This is a genomic window from Corallococcus sp. bb12-1 (assembly GCF_026626765.1).
GTDB classification, from domain to species: Bacteria; Myxococcota; Myxococcia; order Myxococcales; family Myxococcaceae; genus Corallococcus; species Corallococcus terminator.
Genome location: NZ_JAPNJZ010000022.1, coordinates 26792 through 41143 on the forward strand (window position 1 = coordinate 26792; position 14352 = coordinate 41143).

Here is a 14352-nt window from a genome sequence, read left to right on the forward strand (position 1 = left end):
GAGAGGCGTATGGACCTGGATCCGCTCTGGTACAAAAAGGCGCTCATCTACGAGCTGCACATCCGCGCATTCAACGACTCGAACGGGGACGGCCACGGGGACATCCCGGGCCTCATCGAGAAGCTGCCCTACCTCCAGGAACTGGGCGTGGACTGTCTGTGGCTCCTGCCGCACTACCCGTCCCCGCTGCGCGATGACGGCTACGACATCGCGGACTACTACGGCATCCACCCGGACTACGGCACGCTGGCGGACTTCCAGCGGCTGGTGGAGGAGGCCCACAAGCGCGGCCTTCGCATCCTCACCGAGCTGGTGGTGAACCACACCAGCGACCAGCACCCCTGGTTCCAGGAGGCCCGCCGCGACCCGAAGAGCCCCAAGCGCAACTGGTACGTCTGGAGCGACACCGACGAACAGTATAAGGGCACGCGCATCATCTTCACCGACACGGAGCGCTCCAACTGGACGTGGGATCCGGTGGCCAAGCAGTACTTCTGGCACCGCTTCTTCAGCCACCAGCCAGACCTGAACTACGACAACCCCGAAGTGCAGGAAGCCATGCTGGACATCATGCGCTTCTGGCTCAACATGGGCGTGGACGGGTTTCGCTGCGACGCCGTGCCCTACCTCTTCGAGCGCGAGGGCACCAACTGCGAGAACCTCCCGGAGACGCACGCCTTCCTCAAGCGCCTGCGTAAAACAATCGACTCGGAGTACCAGGGCAAGGTGCTGCTCGCGGAGGCCAACCAGTGGCCCGCCGACGTGCGCAAGTACTTCGGCGAGGGCGACGAGTTCCACATGGGCTTCCACTTCCCGGTGATGCCCCGCCTGTTCATGGCGGTGCGCCGCGAGGACCGCACGCCCATCGTGGAGATCATGCAGCAGACGCCGGAGATCCCGGACAACTGCCAGTGGGCCATCTTCCTGCGCAACCACGATGAGCTGACGCTGGAGATGGTGACGGACGAGGACCGGGACTACATGTACCGGGAGTACGCCACCGACCCGCGCATGCGCATCAACCTGGGCATCCGCCGCCGCCTGGCGCCGCTGATGGACAACGGCCGCCGGCGCATCGAGCTGATGCACAGCCTGCTGTTCACCCTGCCCGGCACGCCGGTCCTCTACTACGGGGACGAAATCGGCATGGGCGACAACATCTACCTGGGCGACCGCAACGGCGTGCGCACGCCCATGCAGTGGACGGGTGACCGCAACGCGGGCTTCAGCCGCGCGGACTACGCGCGCCTGTTCGCGCCCGTCATCGCGGATCCCGTCTACGGCTACCAGTCCATCAACGTGGAGGCGCAGGACCGGCAGAAGTCCAGCCTGCTCCAGTGGGTGAAGCGGATGATCCGCATCCGCCAGCGCTACCCCGTGTTCGCCATGGGCAGCTTGCGCTTCCTCTCCACGGAGAACCGCAAGGTGCTGGCCTTCGTGCGGGAGTGGGAGGGGCAGACGGTGATGGTCATCTGCAACCTGTCGCGCTTCGCGCAGCCGGCCTTGCTGGACCTGCGCGAGCTGAGCGGCTCCGTGCCGGTGGAGCTGATTGGAGATACGGCGTTCCCCCGCATCAGCGACCTGCCCTATCAGTTGTCGATGGGCCCCTACATGTTCCTGTGGTTCCGGTTGGACAAGCCTCTGCCGGGGAAGGAGTAAACGCGCGTGACACCCTTGGACCTGACAAAGATCCCCGACTTCCTCAAGGCCCAGCGATGGTTCGCCGGCAAGGCGTGGCCCATCAAGAGCGTCAGCGTGGCGGACCACGTGAACATGGAGCTGGGGACGTGCTCGTTCACCCTCGCCATCGTGGAGGTGGTGTACGCGCTGGGCCAGCCGGAGCGCTACCAGCTCATGGCGCGACAGACCCCGGAGGGCCTGACGAGCGCGCTGGACGACGACGTCTGCGTGCGCGCCCTCTTCAGCCTGGCGCGGGAGGGCCGCGAGCTGCCCTCCGGCTCCGGCCGCGTGCTGGGCGAATGGATCGCCTCCACCGACAGCGGCGTGGCCCTGCCGGATCCGCTGCCGGTGCGCCGGCTGAACGTGGAGCAGAGCAACACGTCGCTCGTGCTGGGGGAGCGGGTCATCATCAAGGTCATCCGCAAGCTCGAAGCGGGCGTGAACCCCGAGTACGAGGTGGGCCGCTTCCTGGCGACGAAGACGTCCTTCCGCGCGACGCCGCAGTTGTTGGGCGCGCTCAACCTGGAAGGCCCCGCGGGCGCGACGTTGGCCCTGGCGCACCGCTTCGTGCCGGACGCGGTGGACGGCTGGAAGTACACGCTGGACCGGCTGCGCCAGACGAAGGCCCTGGGCGACGGCTTCCTGACGGACATGCGGGAGCTGGGCGCGCGCCTGGGCGATTTGCACAAGGCCTTCGCCTCCGCCGGGCCGGATGACCTGTCCTTCTCCCCGGAGCCCCTGTTGCTGGAGGACCTCCAGCGCTGGAGCGCGTCCATCGTGGGCGAGCTGGGCGTGACGCTGGCGGACGCGGGACGGCTGCACACGGACCTGGAGGGCCGGCGCGAGGGGCTCATCGCGTACGCGAAGAAGCTGGCGCACGTGACGCCCTCCGGACAGAAGATCCGCATCCACGGCGACCTGCACCTGGGCCAGGTGCTGCGTTCGGAGAACCAGTGGTTGTTCTTCGACTTCGAGGGAGAGCCCTCGCGTTCGTTCACCGCGCGCCGGGAGAAGTACAGCGCGCTGCGCGACGTGGCGGGGATGATCCGCTCCTTCGACTACGCGGAGGCCACCGTGGCGCTGGAGGGCGGCCAGCCGCGCGGGCGCGTGGGCCCCACCCGCGACGCGTTCCTGGAGGGCTACCGCACGGCGACCCGCGGCGCGCCCTTCCTGCCCGACACCGACGAAGCCTTTGATGTGATGTTGCGCGCCTTCGAGTTGGAGAAGCTGTTGTACGAAGTGCGCTACGAACTCGCGAACCGGCCGGACTGGGTGCGCATCCCCGTCGAGGCCCTGTTGCGGATGGAGGATGCCCAGTGAGGAAGCCGGCGGACAGAGCACAGGTGGAGGCGGAGCTGCAACGCGTGGTGGAGCTGCGCCATCCGGAGCCGCACTCCGTGCTGGGCGTCCACCCGGACGGGGACGGGATGGTCGTTCGGGCCTACCGGCCGGAGGCCGTGTCCCTGCACGTGCTGCCGGAGTTCGGCGGCAAGGTGCCCATGGTGCACCGCACCGGCGGCGTCTTCGAGGCGCGCATCAACGGCCGCACGGAGCCCTTCAGCTACCTGCTGGAGGTGGAGTACCCGGGCAAGAAGGTCTTCACGCTGCGCGACCCGTACAGCTTCCTGCCCACGCTGGGGGAGCTGGACTTGTACTTCGCCGGTGAGGGACGCCACGAGCGGCTCTGGGAGCGCATGGGCGCGCACCTCATCCACCACAACGGGGTGAAGGGCACGTCCTTCGCCGTCTGGGCGCCCACGGCGTCCGGCGTGTCGGTGGTGGGCGACTTCAACGGCTGGGACGGTCGCCTGCATGGCATGCGGCGCATGGGGTCCTCCGGCATCTGGGAGCTGTTCGTCCCGGAGGTCGGCGAGGGCACCCGCTACAAGTTCGAGATCCGTCCCGGCCAGGGCGGCCGGCTGCTCAAGTCGGATCCGTTCGCCTTCCGCACGGAGACGCCGCCCGCCACCGCGTCGGTGGTGCACGACCTGGCCCGCTACGCGTGGGGCGATACGGCATGGCTGGAGGCCCGGGAGAAGCAGACGGAGGCCGCGCGCCAGCCCTGGAGCGTCTACGAGGTGCACCTGGGCAGCTGGCGCCGCGTGGTGGAGGACGGCGACCGGCCCATGACGTACCGCGAGCTGGCGCCGGAGCTGTCACGCTACGTGAAGGAATTGGGCTTCACGCACGTGGAGCTGTTGCCCGTGGCGGAGCACCCCTACGGCGGCTCATGGGGCTACCAGGTCGGCGGGTACTACGCGCCCACGTCGCGCTTCGGCCACCCGGACGACTTCCGCTACCTGGTGGACTACCTGCACCAGGAGGGCGTCGGCATCATCGTGGACTGGGTGCCGGGACACTTCCCGCGCGACACCCACGCGCTGGGCAACTTCGACGGCACGTCCCTCTACGAGCACGCCGACCCGCGCAAGGGAGCGCAGCCGGACTGGGGCACGCTCGTCTTCAACTTCGGCCGCAACGAGGTGCGCAACTTCCTCATCGCCAACGCGCTGTTCTGGCTGGAGGAGTACCACATCGACGGGCTGCGCGTGGACGCGGTGGCCTCCATGCTCTACCTGGACTACAGCCGCAAACACGGCGAATGGATCCCCAACCGCTGGGGTGGCCGCGAGAACGAGGAGGCCATCCAGTTCCTGCGCGAGCTCAACGACACCATCAGCCGCAAGCACCCGGGCGTGGTGGTCATCGCGGAGGAGTCCACCGCGTGGCCCAAGGTGAGCCAGCCCACGAGCGAGGGCGGCCTGGGCTTCCACTTCAAGTGGAACATGGGCTGGATGCACGACACGCTGTCGTACTTCGGCAAGGATCCCATCCACCGGCAGTACCACCACAACCAGCTCACCTTCGGCCTGCTGTACGCGTTCAGCGAGCACTTCATGCTGCCGCTGAGCCACGACGAGGTGGTGCACGGCAAGGGCAGCCTCTACGGCCGGATGCCGGGTGACGCGTGGCAGAAGCGCGCCAACCTGCGCTCGCTCTTCGCGTGGATGTGGGCGCACCCGGGCAAGAAGCTGCTCTTCATGGGCGGCGAGTTCGGCCAGCCGGGCGAGTGGAACCACGACAAGAGCCTGGACTGGCACCTGCTGGATGACCCGGGCCACAAGGGCATCCAGAAGCTGGTGGGGGACCTGAACCGCGTCTACCGCGAGCTGCCCGCGCTGCACGATGCGGACAGCGAGCCGGTGGGCTTCCAGTGGCTCCAGCCGGACGCCTCCGCGGCGAACGTGCTGGCCTTCGTGCGGCGCTCGCGCACGCCCGGGCGCCACGTGGTGTGCGTGGCCAACCTGTCCCCGGTGCCGCGCGAGAATTATCGCGTGGGCTTCCCGCTCGTTGGCCGTTACGTGGAGCTGGTCAACAGCGACGCGGGCGAGTACGGCGGCAGCGGCCTGGGCAACAACGGCCAGGTGCACACCGAGCCCACGGGCTGGGACGGTCAGCCGGCTTCGGTGGCCCTCACCCTGCCCCCGCTGTCGGTGGTGTGGTTCACGCCGGGCTGAGAAGGGCGCCTTCGAGCGCGTCCTTTCGTCCGGCCTTCACGGCGGCAACGAAAGGACGCGCGCATGGCTTCGCAGGCAGCGACGAAGCGGAAGTTGGGAACGACCGGGCTGGAGGTGTTTCCCCTGTGTCTGGGTGGGAACGTCTTCGGCTGGACGAGTGATGAAGCCACCTCGTTCGCCGTGCTCGACGCGTTCGTCGAAGGGGGCGGCAACTTCATTGACACCGCGGACGTGTATTCGCGGTGGATCCCCGGCCACCAGGGCGGTGAATCCGAGACGGTGCTGGGGAAGTGGATGGCCTCGCGCAAGGCGAGGGACCGCGTGGTGGTGGCCACGAAGGTCGGCGCGGAGACGGCGCTGGGCAAGGGCCTCACCCGCGAACACATCGAGAAGAGCGTGGCTGCGTCCCTGCGCCGCCTGGGCGTGGAGCGCATCGACCTGTACTACGCGCACTACGACGACCCGAACACGCCCTTCGAGGAGACGCTCCGCGCCTTCGACGCGCTGGTGAAGGCGGGCAAGGTGAAGGCGCTGGGCCTGAGCAACCACACCGCGGAGCGCGCCGCGGAGGCGCTGGCCACGCAGCAGCGCCTGGGGCTCGCGCGCTACCAGGTGCTCCAGCCGGAGTACAACCTGGTGGAGCGCCCCGGCTTCGAGGACGCGCTCCAGCCGCTGAGCGAGAAGGAAGGGCTCGCGGTGGCGCCGTACTTCGGGCTCGCGTCGGGCTTCCTCACCGGCAAGTACCAGGAGGGACAGCCGCCGCCGCAGTCCGCGCGCGCGGGGGGCGTGATGAAGAAGTACGGCAACGCGAAGGGCTGGGGCGTCGTCGCCGCGCTGAAGCAGGTCGCCCAGCGCCGGGGTGCCAGCGAGGCGCAGGTGGCGCTCGCGTGGCTCGCGACGCGGCCCACGGTGGTGGCGCCCATCGCCAGCGCGACGTCCGTGCCGCAGGTGAAGGAGTTGCTCGGGGCGTTCAGCGTGAAGCTGGAAGCGGACGACCTGCGCGAGTTGGACAGCGCGTCGTCGAAGTAGCGCGCGGTGAAGCGACAGGCCCTGGCGCGGCGACGTCAGGGCCACCTTCCCGCCATCAGCAGCGCCCTGTTTCAGCCTCTATGTTTCATCCGCGACGAGCACGGTCTTCAACCGCTCCAGCGTCGCGTCCGGTACGTCGATGAACGACAGGCCGATTTCGAAGCGGGCCACGGCGTCCTTGGGTAGCTTGACGGCCCAGACGATGCGGGCCGTACATTCCAGGGAGCTGCCGTCCGGCAGGAACAACTCCAGGTCCAGGCGTGAGCCCACGTCCTGCGGCTCGTCGGAGTAGATGCGCGCGCCACCGAGGCTGACGTCGAGGACCTGCTTCTTCTCTCCAATCTTCATCCGCGCGGGACGCGAATAGAGGGGAGCCTGGAGCCGGGGGAAGGATCGGCGATCGATGTTCGAGGTCATCTGAGTCGTCACGATCAGCCATCCTAGCGTGCCTGTCACGAAAGGGCATATCGCCCTCCCAGACGAGGATATGACCTGTGGGGTGGGATGACCCTGCGGTGGGTTTGCAGTCACCCCAGCCCCCGGGCGGTGTTGTCCGCGTGCGTCAGGGATTGAACGGGCCGCGTGAGTCCTCGATGCCGGGAGCGTCGCGCGCCAGCTCGTCGCAGATAAGTCCCTGGATGCGGAACGCCAGCCGCGCCTCCTGGATCACCTCCTGGGACTCGAGTTCGCCCAGCGCCACCTCATCCAGCCGGGTCGCCAGCCGACGCTGGAAGGCGTTCAGTTCTCCCGCGGACACCGCGTTGTAGAAGGCGGTGCCTCGACCGCCCTCCAGCTCGAACGCTTGCACGACGAGCTCCGAGCGCTGGGGCGCCGTGAAGAGGTCCTGGACGCACCGCGCGTAGGCATGCGCGAGCAGCAGGTGGGGCGCTTCGGTGGCCACCTCGTGGATCCGCTCGGCGTGCAGCCGCGTCTCCGCGCAGGCGAAGGGCTGCGTGCGCGTGTCGCCGCAGAACCAGTCCAGGTCCGACGCCAGCGCCGAGGCCCGCCGCAGCTCCGGCAGTCGCAGCACCCGCGCGAGCGCGACGTCCTTCACCGCCGGCAGCGCGGACTCGAAGGCCTCATAGAGGACGTGCAGTTGGCGCAGGTGGTTCACGTAGTGCCGGGCCCGCACGAACTGGCCATACACACCGCCGTTCCACGAACCGTGGAAGAGCGCCTCCAGGAAGGTGGACTGCTCCACCTGCCGCCGCGCGCTGCCCGTCCCCTCCTCCAGGCGCACCGACAACGGCTGGGATGGCGTTTCTGACGGCGAGGCCGCCGAGGTCCCCAGCCGCCGATCCCTGGCGGAACGGATGCCACCCCACCGCAACGTCCCCTGCGGGCTCACTGCTTCCACCCGCCGTTGGGCACCCCGTGCGAGGTGGGGGCCGGCGGCTCCGATGCCTCGGGCTCGTGACGGGGCGGCTGCGGCACCTCCTCCAGGTGCTGGATGGCCTCCAGCAGCGTGTGGCCCAGCGCGCGCAGGACATCCTCTTCCAGACGGAGCGTCACCGGCCCCACCGCCAGGTGGATGTGCCCACAGCTGCACCGCGTCACCTCAGCGCACGGGCCTCGCGCCAGCACCGCCCTGCAGCATCCCTGACCGAGCATCGCGACCTCCAATTGACTTTGATTATCGAAATCAAATTCATGAAGCCACAACGCCCTTTCGGGGTCAAGCCGGTCCGCGCTGTTTCCGGGCCCGATGCCCGCCATCAGCACCTCAAAGACAGACATGAAACATCAAAAACAACATACAAACAAAGACTGTCTTTGACCAACAATGACAGACAATAATTGTTCCAGGCACGACTGGAGGAGGGGCATGCATCGTGGAGAAATGGGTACTCGTTTGTTCATGTAGGCATGACAGATTGAGAGGTCTCGAAACTGGCTGAAGGTTTGTTCAGGCCCGTTCAGGCCCCTTCGCGCCCCCTGAAAAAATGACTGAAGGTTTGTTCAGGTTCCGTTCAGTCCACCCAGCTCCGGTCATCGCTAGAGGGTGGAGCCCCATGAAGTCCCCTGTGCCGAGGAGCTTGGTCCGGAAAGACGAGCGGGACTTCCGGAGGTGCTGCCCATCCAAAACGTGGAGTCCCAGGCCCCGGAGCCATCGCTCGGATGGCCACCCGCCTGCCTGAAGGGATGTTCAGGAGTGGGCGGCACGTTGAACGGCTGTGCTGGCGGCTCACGGGAGTTGTTCGCGCGAGACCTGCGCAACCCGAAGGGCTTGGCGTGGGTGCTCCACCCCGGCTGGCGGCGCGGCGCGCTGGTGGCCTCCCACTGCTCGTGGAACCGCACGGAGCGCACCGGAGACAGGGGCACGCATCCCCCGAGTGACTTCGCCACGCCCCCACCCACGGGCAAGCGGGTCGCCTCCCACGGCGTCGAGGAATCGCACGGAGCGGACCGGCTACGAGGTCACCGCGTTCCCGTGGGACCTCGCCGCGAACCAGCCACGTGCGAGGTAGACGGCGTCACCGGGTTCAAGAACCCGGACCTGCTGAGCGTGTGGGGTCGGCCGGTGGAAGTGGCCCCGTGCGGCGGCTTCGTCCTCAGCGACGAGCAGGCCGGCGCCCTCTACCGCAGGGAGCCCGCCGCTCGGCCGTGAGCCACGGGCTTCGCGACGGGATGCACCGCGCGCTTCAGCGCGTCTCGCCGCGGCCCAGCTTCTCCACGTAGTCGGCGGGCAGCCCGGCGCTCGTCGCACCGCGCACCAGCGCCTCCACGAAGCGCGGACTCACCGGCCCGTCCGACGACGCACGGCGCGGGTTGGTCACGAACGCGGTGGCCTCCAGCTCCTTGCCGTCCACGCGCACGCGCACCGTGCGCTCCACGCACATGCTCGTGACGAAGCCCTCCTTGTGCTGGACGATGGGCCAGTCCTTGCCGGCGATCTGGAAGAGCCGGCCGTACACGCGCGCGCCCGGCGCGTCGGTGAGGCCCGCCACCCGTCCGCCCCACCAGCGCGAGGGGAAGTCGTAGACGAGGTCCACGTCCAGCGCCTCGGCCAACTGCCCTTCCGGCAGCTCGAAGAAGCCGTAGCTGTGCTGGCCCTTCCACTCCTCGAAGGCGGCCCGGTCGAGGATGGTCGAGTACGCGAAGTACAGCCGGGGCGCGTCCGCATCCGCCTGCGCGCGCGCCTTCATCACCTGATCGTAGTGCGAGTCCATGCGTGCCCTCCTACCACTGCCCCTAGCGAGAAAGGGCGCCGTCGCGGAACGCGCCCAGCACGCCCGCCACGTCCAGGCGCGAGGTCTTGATGAACAGGCGCAGCGCCCGCTCCACGTGCTCAGCCAGCGTGGCCATGCGCTCCAGCCGCCGCAGCCTTTCGGCCGGCAGCCCGCCCACGCCCACGGCCAGCCGGCGGGCTTCGGACAGGTCCGCCCGGATGCGCGTGACGAAGGCCGCCTCGCGCTCCTCCACCACGTGCGTCACCATCCGCACCAGGTCCGTCTCCGCCGAGTAGCGCCACACCGTGTCCTGCGGCACGCGCACCCGCTGCACGGCGCCCCAGCGCTCCAGGTCGCGCAGCAGCATGGACACGCCGCCCTTGGACAGCTCCAGCTCGCGTTCAATCTCCCCCGCCGTCAGCGGCTCACCGCGAAGGTACAGCAGGGCCCACACGCGGCCCTGGTTGCGCTTGAAGCCCCAGAACTCGATGACGTTGCCCACCGCCTCCACGGCGATGGACTCCCACGGCGCCAGCCGGCCGTTCTCCAGCGGTGCCACGGTCTTCTGGCTCCCGGGATCCCCCCCCGTCCACAGGTAGCCCTTCACGCAGCGCGTCCCTTGACCTGATCCGCGATGCCCTCGGCCAACCGGTGCGCCCAGCTGGCCAGCTCCGCGCCCGCGGCGTCCTTCGAATAGGGCCCCAGCTTGTCCAGCGCGGCCTCGATTTCGGTGTTCATCATCGCCATGGACGCCTCCACCGCGCCGGTGGCCTCGATGGCGTTGCCAATCTCCCGCGTGCGCTCCGGGGTGATGACGGAGAACGCCCACGCGTCCTTGAGCTTGCGGCGCAGCGATTCGTCGCGCGCCACCGCCAGCAGGATGGGCAGCGACGGCGTGCGCGAGTGCACGTCCGCGTACCGGGGCTTGCCCACGTCCGTGCCCAGGATGTCGCGGATGTCGTCGGCGATCTGGAACGCCACGCCCAGGTGCCGGCCGAACGCGTCGAAGCGGGCCACCGCATCCGGCTGATCCGCCAGCGTCGCGGCCGCCTTGCCGCACCAGCCGAACAGCGAGCCCGTCTTGCCCTCGGCGATGTAGCGCAGGCGCGTCAGCGGCAGGTTCATGTCGCCCCGAGCCTCCACCTCCGCGATGGCCGCGCGGGTCATCTCCGTGACGATGGCCAGGCCGCTCTGCACCACGCGCGCGTCCAAGAGCGCCAGCTGCGTGAGTGCCGTGGACAGGATGAGGTCGCCGCTCATCACCGCGACGATGTTGCCCCAGCGCGCGTTCACCGTCGGGCGACCCCGGCGGTACATGCCCGCGTCCACCACGTCGTCGTGCAGGAGGCTTGCCGAGTGGATCATCTCCGCGGCCACGCCCACGTCCACCAGCCGCTCCGCCGGCACGCCCACGGCACCACCGAACAGGCGCACGAGCATGGGACGCGCTCGCTTGCCACCCGTGCCCAGGCACAGGTGCCGCGCCGCGTTCATCAACGTGTCACCTTCCACGTCAGGCCCGACGTCGCCATCCGCAAGCAAGGCGTTCAGCCGCTGCTCCACCTGCCCCAGAAACTCCGTCAGCTCGTGAGCGACATCCATGTGCGCGGTCTCCTTCAACTCGTTCATATAGTTCAAGACCGCGTGAACTGCACCTGAATCCCATCTGCCCAGCAGGCGGGCGGCCAGCGAGCTGAATGCAGGGGAGAAGCCCGGTTGGTGGACGGCCGTGCGCCCGGGCCACACCGGGGGTCCGGTTGAGGGGGAATGCGAGGCCAGGGAACATCCGGGGCCGCGTGTCCCCCGCCGCCTTCCGCCGCCACCTCGTCCAGAGCTTCGCTTCCCTCGCCACCGGCGTCCCGCTCTTCCGTCCCGGGGCTTCGCTGCCCGGTGCGTCGGCGCCGCTGTTGGGTGCCCCACCACCCTCGGACAGCCACCGGGGCCCGCCCGTCCACCGGCGGCTGCGCGGGTCGCTGCGCATGTCCGTCGTGGAGGGGATGTTCGCGGAGGTGTTCACCGCGTGCGCGGGTGCCACGGCACTCACCGCGTGGGCCATCGCGCTGAAGCTGGGCCCCTTCCTCGTGGGCGTGATGACGGCGCTGCCGTTCTTCGCCCAGTTCGTCCAGTTCCCCGCCGCATGGCTGACGCTCTGCTTCGGTCACCGACGGGTGGCGCTCACCGCCGTGTGCCTGTCGCGGCTCGTGATGCTGCCCCTGGCGCTGATGCCCTGGCTGAAGCTGTCGCTGACGGGCCAGCAGCACCTGCTCATGGGCGTGGCCGGCCTGTCCGCGCTCCTGGCGGTGGTGGGCAACAACGCCTGGGTGGCCTGGATGGGGGAGCTGGTGCCGCGCGCCGTGCGGGGCCGCTTCTTCGGCAAGCGCACCGCGCTCACCACGCTGATGGGCACCGGCGCGTCGCTCACCGCGGGCCTGCTGATGGATCGGCTGCGCAGGGTGGACAGCGTGGGCATGGCCCTGCCGCTGCTGGCGCTGGCCGCATGCGCGATGGGCCTCGTCACCACCCTGATGATGGCCGCGCAGCATGACCCCGCGCCCCCGGGCAGCTCGCCCCGGCTGGAGCTGAAGGCGGCGCTGCTGCCCTGGAAGGACGACGGCGCCCGGCGCGTGCTGCTGTACCAGGTGGCGTGGAACGCGGCGGTGGGCGTGTCCGCGCCCTTCTTCGCGCTGCACTCGCTGCAGAACCTCAAGATGACCTTCGTCATCATGGCCCTGCACGCGGCGGCGGTGGCGGGGGTGCGCGTGCTCACCGCGTCCATGTGGGGCCGCGCCATCGACCGGCTGGGCGCGCAGCCGGTGCTGATGGCGTGCTCGCTGGGGATCAGCGTCATCCCGCTGTTGTGGCTCCTGCCGTCCGCGGGGACGCTGTGGCCGCTGCTGTTCGATGTGCTGCTGGCGGGCGCGCTGTGGAGCGGCCACGGCCTGGCCATCTTCGCGCTGCCCCTCACGGTGGCGCCGCGCCGGGGACGGCCCTTCTACCTGGCCGCGTTCGCCACCGCGGGAGGCCTGGCCTACGCGGCGGCGGCGGCCCTGGGAGGCGCCCTGGCCGCGCGCATCCCCCAGCAGTTCATGCTGGGCGGATACGTGTGGGCGAACCTGCACGTCCTCTTCGTCGTGTCGTCGGTGGCCCGCCTGGGCGCGGCGTTCCTCGCGGCCCGGGTCAACGAGCCCGGGGCGGCCACCGCGCGCACCGTGGGTCAGGTGTTGGAGCGGCTCTTGCCCCGCCTCCGCCCCGCGCTGCGCGAGGCCCGCGCCCCGGACGTCCGCTCCTGACAAGGCCCCGAAGCGCCGGGGCCCCTGCACGGAGCGGAGGACTACAGCCGGTAGTCCTTCACCATCGCGGCCACGCGCTCGGACAGCATCTTGAGCGCCACGGCGGACTCGCTGGTGGTGGAGATGCGCTTCACCGTGTCGCCCATCACCGCGTTGAGCTCGTTCACCGCGGTGAAGATCTGCTCGATGCCGGTGGCCTGCTGGTTCACGGTCTGGGAAATCTGGCGCGCGGACACCACGCTGTCGCGCACGATGGAGGACAGCTGGCGCAGCGTGTCCCCGGAGGTGCGCACCTGCGCGAGCCCGGACTCCATGCGCTGCGTGCCCGCCGCGGTGATCTCCACCGTGGCGAAGATGGCCGCGCTGATGTCCGCCAGGATGCCGCGCACCTGGTTGGTGGCGCGGATGGACTGGTCCGCCAGCCCGCGGATCTCCCGGGCCACCACCGCGAAGCCCTTGCCGTGCTCCCCGGAGCGCGCCGCCTCGATGGCCGCGTTCACCGCGAGCAGGTGCGACTGGTCCGCCAGGTCCTTCACCGTCTCCGTGATGCCGGAGATCTGCTCGGTGCGCTCGCCCAGCGCCATGATGCGCTCGGCGATCTGCTCCACCTGCGAGCGCAGGTCCACCAGGCCCTCGATGCTGTCGGTGATGGCGCTCTCGCCCGTCTTGCCCAGGGCCTCCGCGCGCTCCGCCACGTCGATGACCGCTTCGGCCGCGCGCGAAGCCACCACCGACGTCTGGCGGATCTCCTGCGCCGTCACCTGCGTCTCCTGCAGCGCGGCGGCGTGGCGCGACACCATCTCGTTCTGCCGGCCCGCCGAATCATTCAGGTGGTCCACCGACCCCTTGAGCAGATCCGACGACTGCTGCAACTGCACGAGCAGGTCCTTCACCTTCGTCACCATCAGCGTGAAGGCGCCCGCCAACTGCCCCACCTCGTCGGTGGAGTCGATGCGGACCATCTCCCGCAGGTCGCCGTGCTCCGCGATGCGCTGCGCCGCTTCCGTCAACTGCACCAGCGGCCCCGCGATGCGCCGCGCCAGCACGATGCCCACCACCACGAACATCACGAGCGCCAGCACCAGCACCACGCTCACGCCGGTGGTGAGGCTCGCCACCTGGGCCCGCGCCGCCGTGCGGTTGAAGCCCACGTGCACGCTGCCCGCGCCGTTCGCCATCCGCGAGCTCAGGTCCATCAGCTCCGCGTCGCGCACGTAGAACGTCGCCTCGCCCGTGGCCCTGCCCAGCCGATCCCGCAGCTCCCGCATGGCCGGGCCGTACTCCCCCGCCACCGCGCGAAGCTGCCCCGACCCGTCGAAGACGGCCACGTAGGCCACCTTGCCGTTGCGGGCCACCGGCTCCAGGAGCGCCTGGAGCGACTCCGTCTGGCCCGAGGCCATGACGCCCGCCAATGTGGAGGCCAGCGCCGCGGGCATGGACACCCCCACGTCCCTGCCCTGCGCCTCGAAGGCGTTGGACACGCGCGGGATGAGGTACCCGAAGAAGAGGACCGCGAAGAAAAGCGCCACCAGGAGCGGCGCCAGCGAGAGCTTCTGGGACAGGGAAAGTCGCATCCGGGCGTCGGTGGCGGCCTCCTTCCACGCTGTCGCCAGCGCGCGGAGGTCACTCCAGAGGGAAATCTGGGAAACGAAGCCCCCCTGGACT

Annotated in this window: 13 protein-coding genes; 6 read left to right on the top strand and 7 right to left on the bottom strand. The window is 69.5% G+C overall.

The annotated features are described in order from the left end of the window. The first annotated feature begins 9 nt into the window (after positions 1-9). The 4 genes from treS to OV208_RS27285 all read left to right on the top strand — a co-directional run bounded on the left by treS (position 10) and on the right by OV208_RS27285 (position 6227). On the top strand, positions 10-1659 hold the full coding sequence (gene treS / locus OV208_RS27270) for a maltose alpha-D-glucosyltransferase (RefSeq protein WP_267576847.1): 1650 nt from the start codon (positions 10-12) through the stop codon (positions 1657-1659). A gap of 6 nt (positions 1660-1665) precedes the next feature. Then, positions 1666-3000, top strand: coding sequence for a phosphotransferase (locus tag OV208_RS27275; protein ID WP_267576848.1), 1335 nt, complete (start codon positions 1666-1668; stop codon positions 2998-3000). Continuing rightward, complete coding sequence (gene glgB / locus OV208_RS27280) at positions 2997-5198, top strand: 1,4-alpha-glucan branching protein GlgB (RefSeq protein ID WP_267576849.1); 2202 nt, start codon at positions 2997-2999, stop codon at positions 5196-5198. The genes OV208_RS27275 and glgB overlap by 4 nt, the downstream gene beginning before the upstream one ends. 63 nt (positions 5199-5261) lie before the next feature. Beyond that, on the top strand, positions 5262-6227 hold the full coding sequence (locus OV208_RS27285) for an aldo/keto reductase (RefSeq protein ID WP_267576850.1): 966 nt from the start codon (positions 5262-5264) through the stop codon (positions 6225-6227). 78 nt (positions 6228-6305) lie between these two features. On the opposite strand, the gene OV208_RS27290 is transcribed toward OV208_RS27285, so the two are convergent. From OV208_RS27290 to OV208_RS27300, 3 genes are all read right to left on the bottom strand, one after another. Continuing rightward, positions 6306-6656 carry a PilZ domain-containing protein gene (locus OV208_RS27290; RefSeq protein ID WP_267576851.1) on the bottom strand — a complete coding sequence of 117 codons (351 nt, stop codon included), beginning with the start codon at positions 6654-6656 and terminating at the stop codon, positions 6306-6308. Positions 6657-6789: 133 nt separating this feature from the next. Continuing rightward, entirely contained in the window at positions 6790-7467 is a 678-nt protein-coding gene (locus OV208_RS27295) for a heme oxygenase (biliverdin-producing) (RefSeq protein WP_267576904.1), read from the bottom strand. A 104-nt stretch (positions 7468-7571) separates the two neighbouring features. Further along, a complete protein-coding gene (locus OV208_RS27300; protein ID WP_267576852.1) occupies positions 7572-7838 on the bottom strand; it encodes a hypothetical protein in 267 nt (88 codons plus the stop codon). A 541-nt stretch (positions 7839-8379) separates the two neighbouring features. Here OV208_RS27300 and OV208_RS27305 point away from each other — a divergent pair. Then, positions 8380-8835 carry a hypothetical protein gene (locus OV208_RS27305; RefSeq protein ID WP_267576853.1) on the top strand — a complete coding sequence of 152 codons (456 nt, stop codon included), beginning with the start codon at positions 8380-8382 and terminating at the stop codon, positions 8833-8835. A gap of 34 nt (positions 8836-8869) precedes the next feature. Here OV208_RS27305 and OV208_RS27310 read toward each other — a convergent pair whose 3' ends face one another. From OV208_RS27310 to OV208_RS27320, 3 genes are read right to left on the bottom strand one after another with little or no spacing between them, the layout of a single operon-like run. Beyond that, positions 8870-9397, bottom strand: coding sequence for a gamma-glutamylcyclotransferase (locus tag OV208_RS27310; protein ID WP_120541500.1), 528 nt, complete (start codon positions 9395-9397; stop codon positions 8870-8872). A 22-nt stretch (positions 9398-9419) separates the two neighbouring features. Continuing rightward, positions 9420-10004, bottom strand: a complete 585-nt coding sequence (locus OV208_RS27315; RefSeq protein ID WP_267576854.1) for a GbsR/MarR family transcriptional regulator — start codon at positions 10002-10004, stop codon at positions 9420-9422. After that, complete coding sequence (locus tag OV208_RS27320) at positions 10001-10999, bottom strand: polyprenyl synthetase family protein (protein ID WP_267576855.1); 999 nt, start codon at positions 10997-10999, stop codon at positions 10001-10003. Before OV208_RS27320 ends, OV208_RS27315 begins: the two co-directional genes overlap by 4 nt. Positions 11000-11193: 194 nt before the next feature. Between OV208_RS27320 and OV208_RS27325 the strand changes: the two genes are divergently transcribed. Beyond that, positions 11194-12687: an MFS transporter gene (locus OV208_RS27325; protein ID WP_267576856.1), complete on the top strand. Its 1494-nt coding sequence runs from the start codon at positions 11194-11196 to the stop codon at positions 12685-12687. Between the two features lie 41 nt (positions 12688-12728). Here the strand turns inward: OV208_RS27325 and OV208_RS27330 are convergent, their stop codons facing one another. Beyond that, a complete protein-coding gene (locus OV208_RS27330; protein ID WP_267576857.1) occupies positions 12729-14261 on the bottom strand; it encodes a methyl-accepting chemotaxis protein in 1533 nt (510 codons plus the stop codon). Between the last annotated feature and the right edge of the window lie 91 nt (positions 14262-14352).

Coding starts and splice junctions, on each gene's coding strand:
- OV208_RS27285 (WP_267576850.1), top strand. CDS start 5,262: ATGGCTTCGCAGGCAGCGACGAAGCGGAAGTTGGGAACGACCGGGCTG.
- treS (WP_267576847.1), top strand. CDS start 10: ATGGACCTGGATCCGCTCTGGTACAAAAAGGCGCTCATCTACGAGCTG.
- OV208_RS27310 (WP_120541500.1), bottom strand. CDS start 9,397: ATGGACTCGCACTACGATCAGGTGATGAAGGCGCGCGCGCAGGCGGAT.
- OV208_RS27300 (WP_267576852.1), bottom strand. CDS start 7,838: ATGCTCGGTCAGGGATGCTGCAGGGCGGTGCTGGCGCGAGGCCCGTGC.
- OV208_RS27330 (WP_267576857.1), bottom strand. CDS start 14,261: ATGCGACTTTCCCTGTCCCAGAAGCTCTCGCTGGCGCCGCTCCTGGTG.
- OV208_RS27320 (WP_267576855.1), bottom strand. CDS start 10,999: ATGGATGTCGCTCACGAGCTGACGGAGTTTCTGGGGCAGGTGGAGCAG.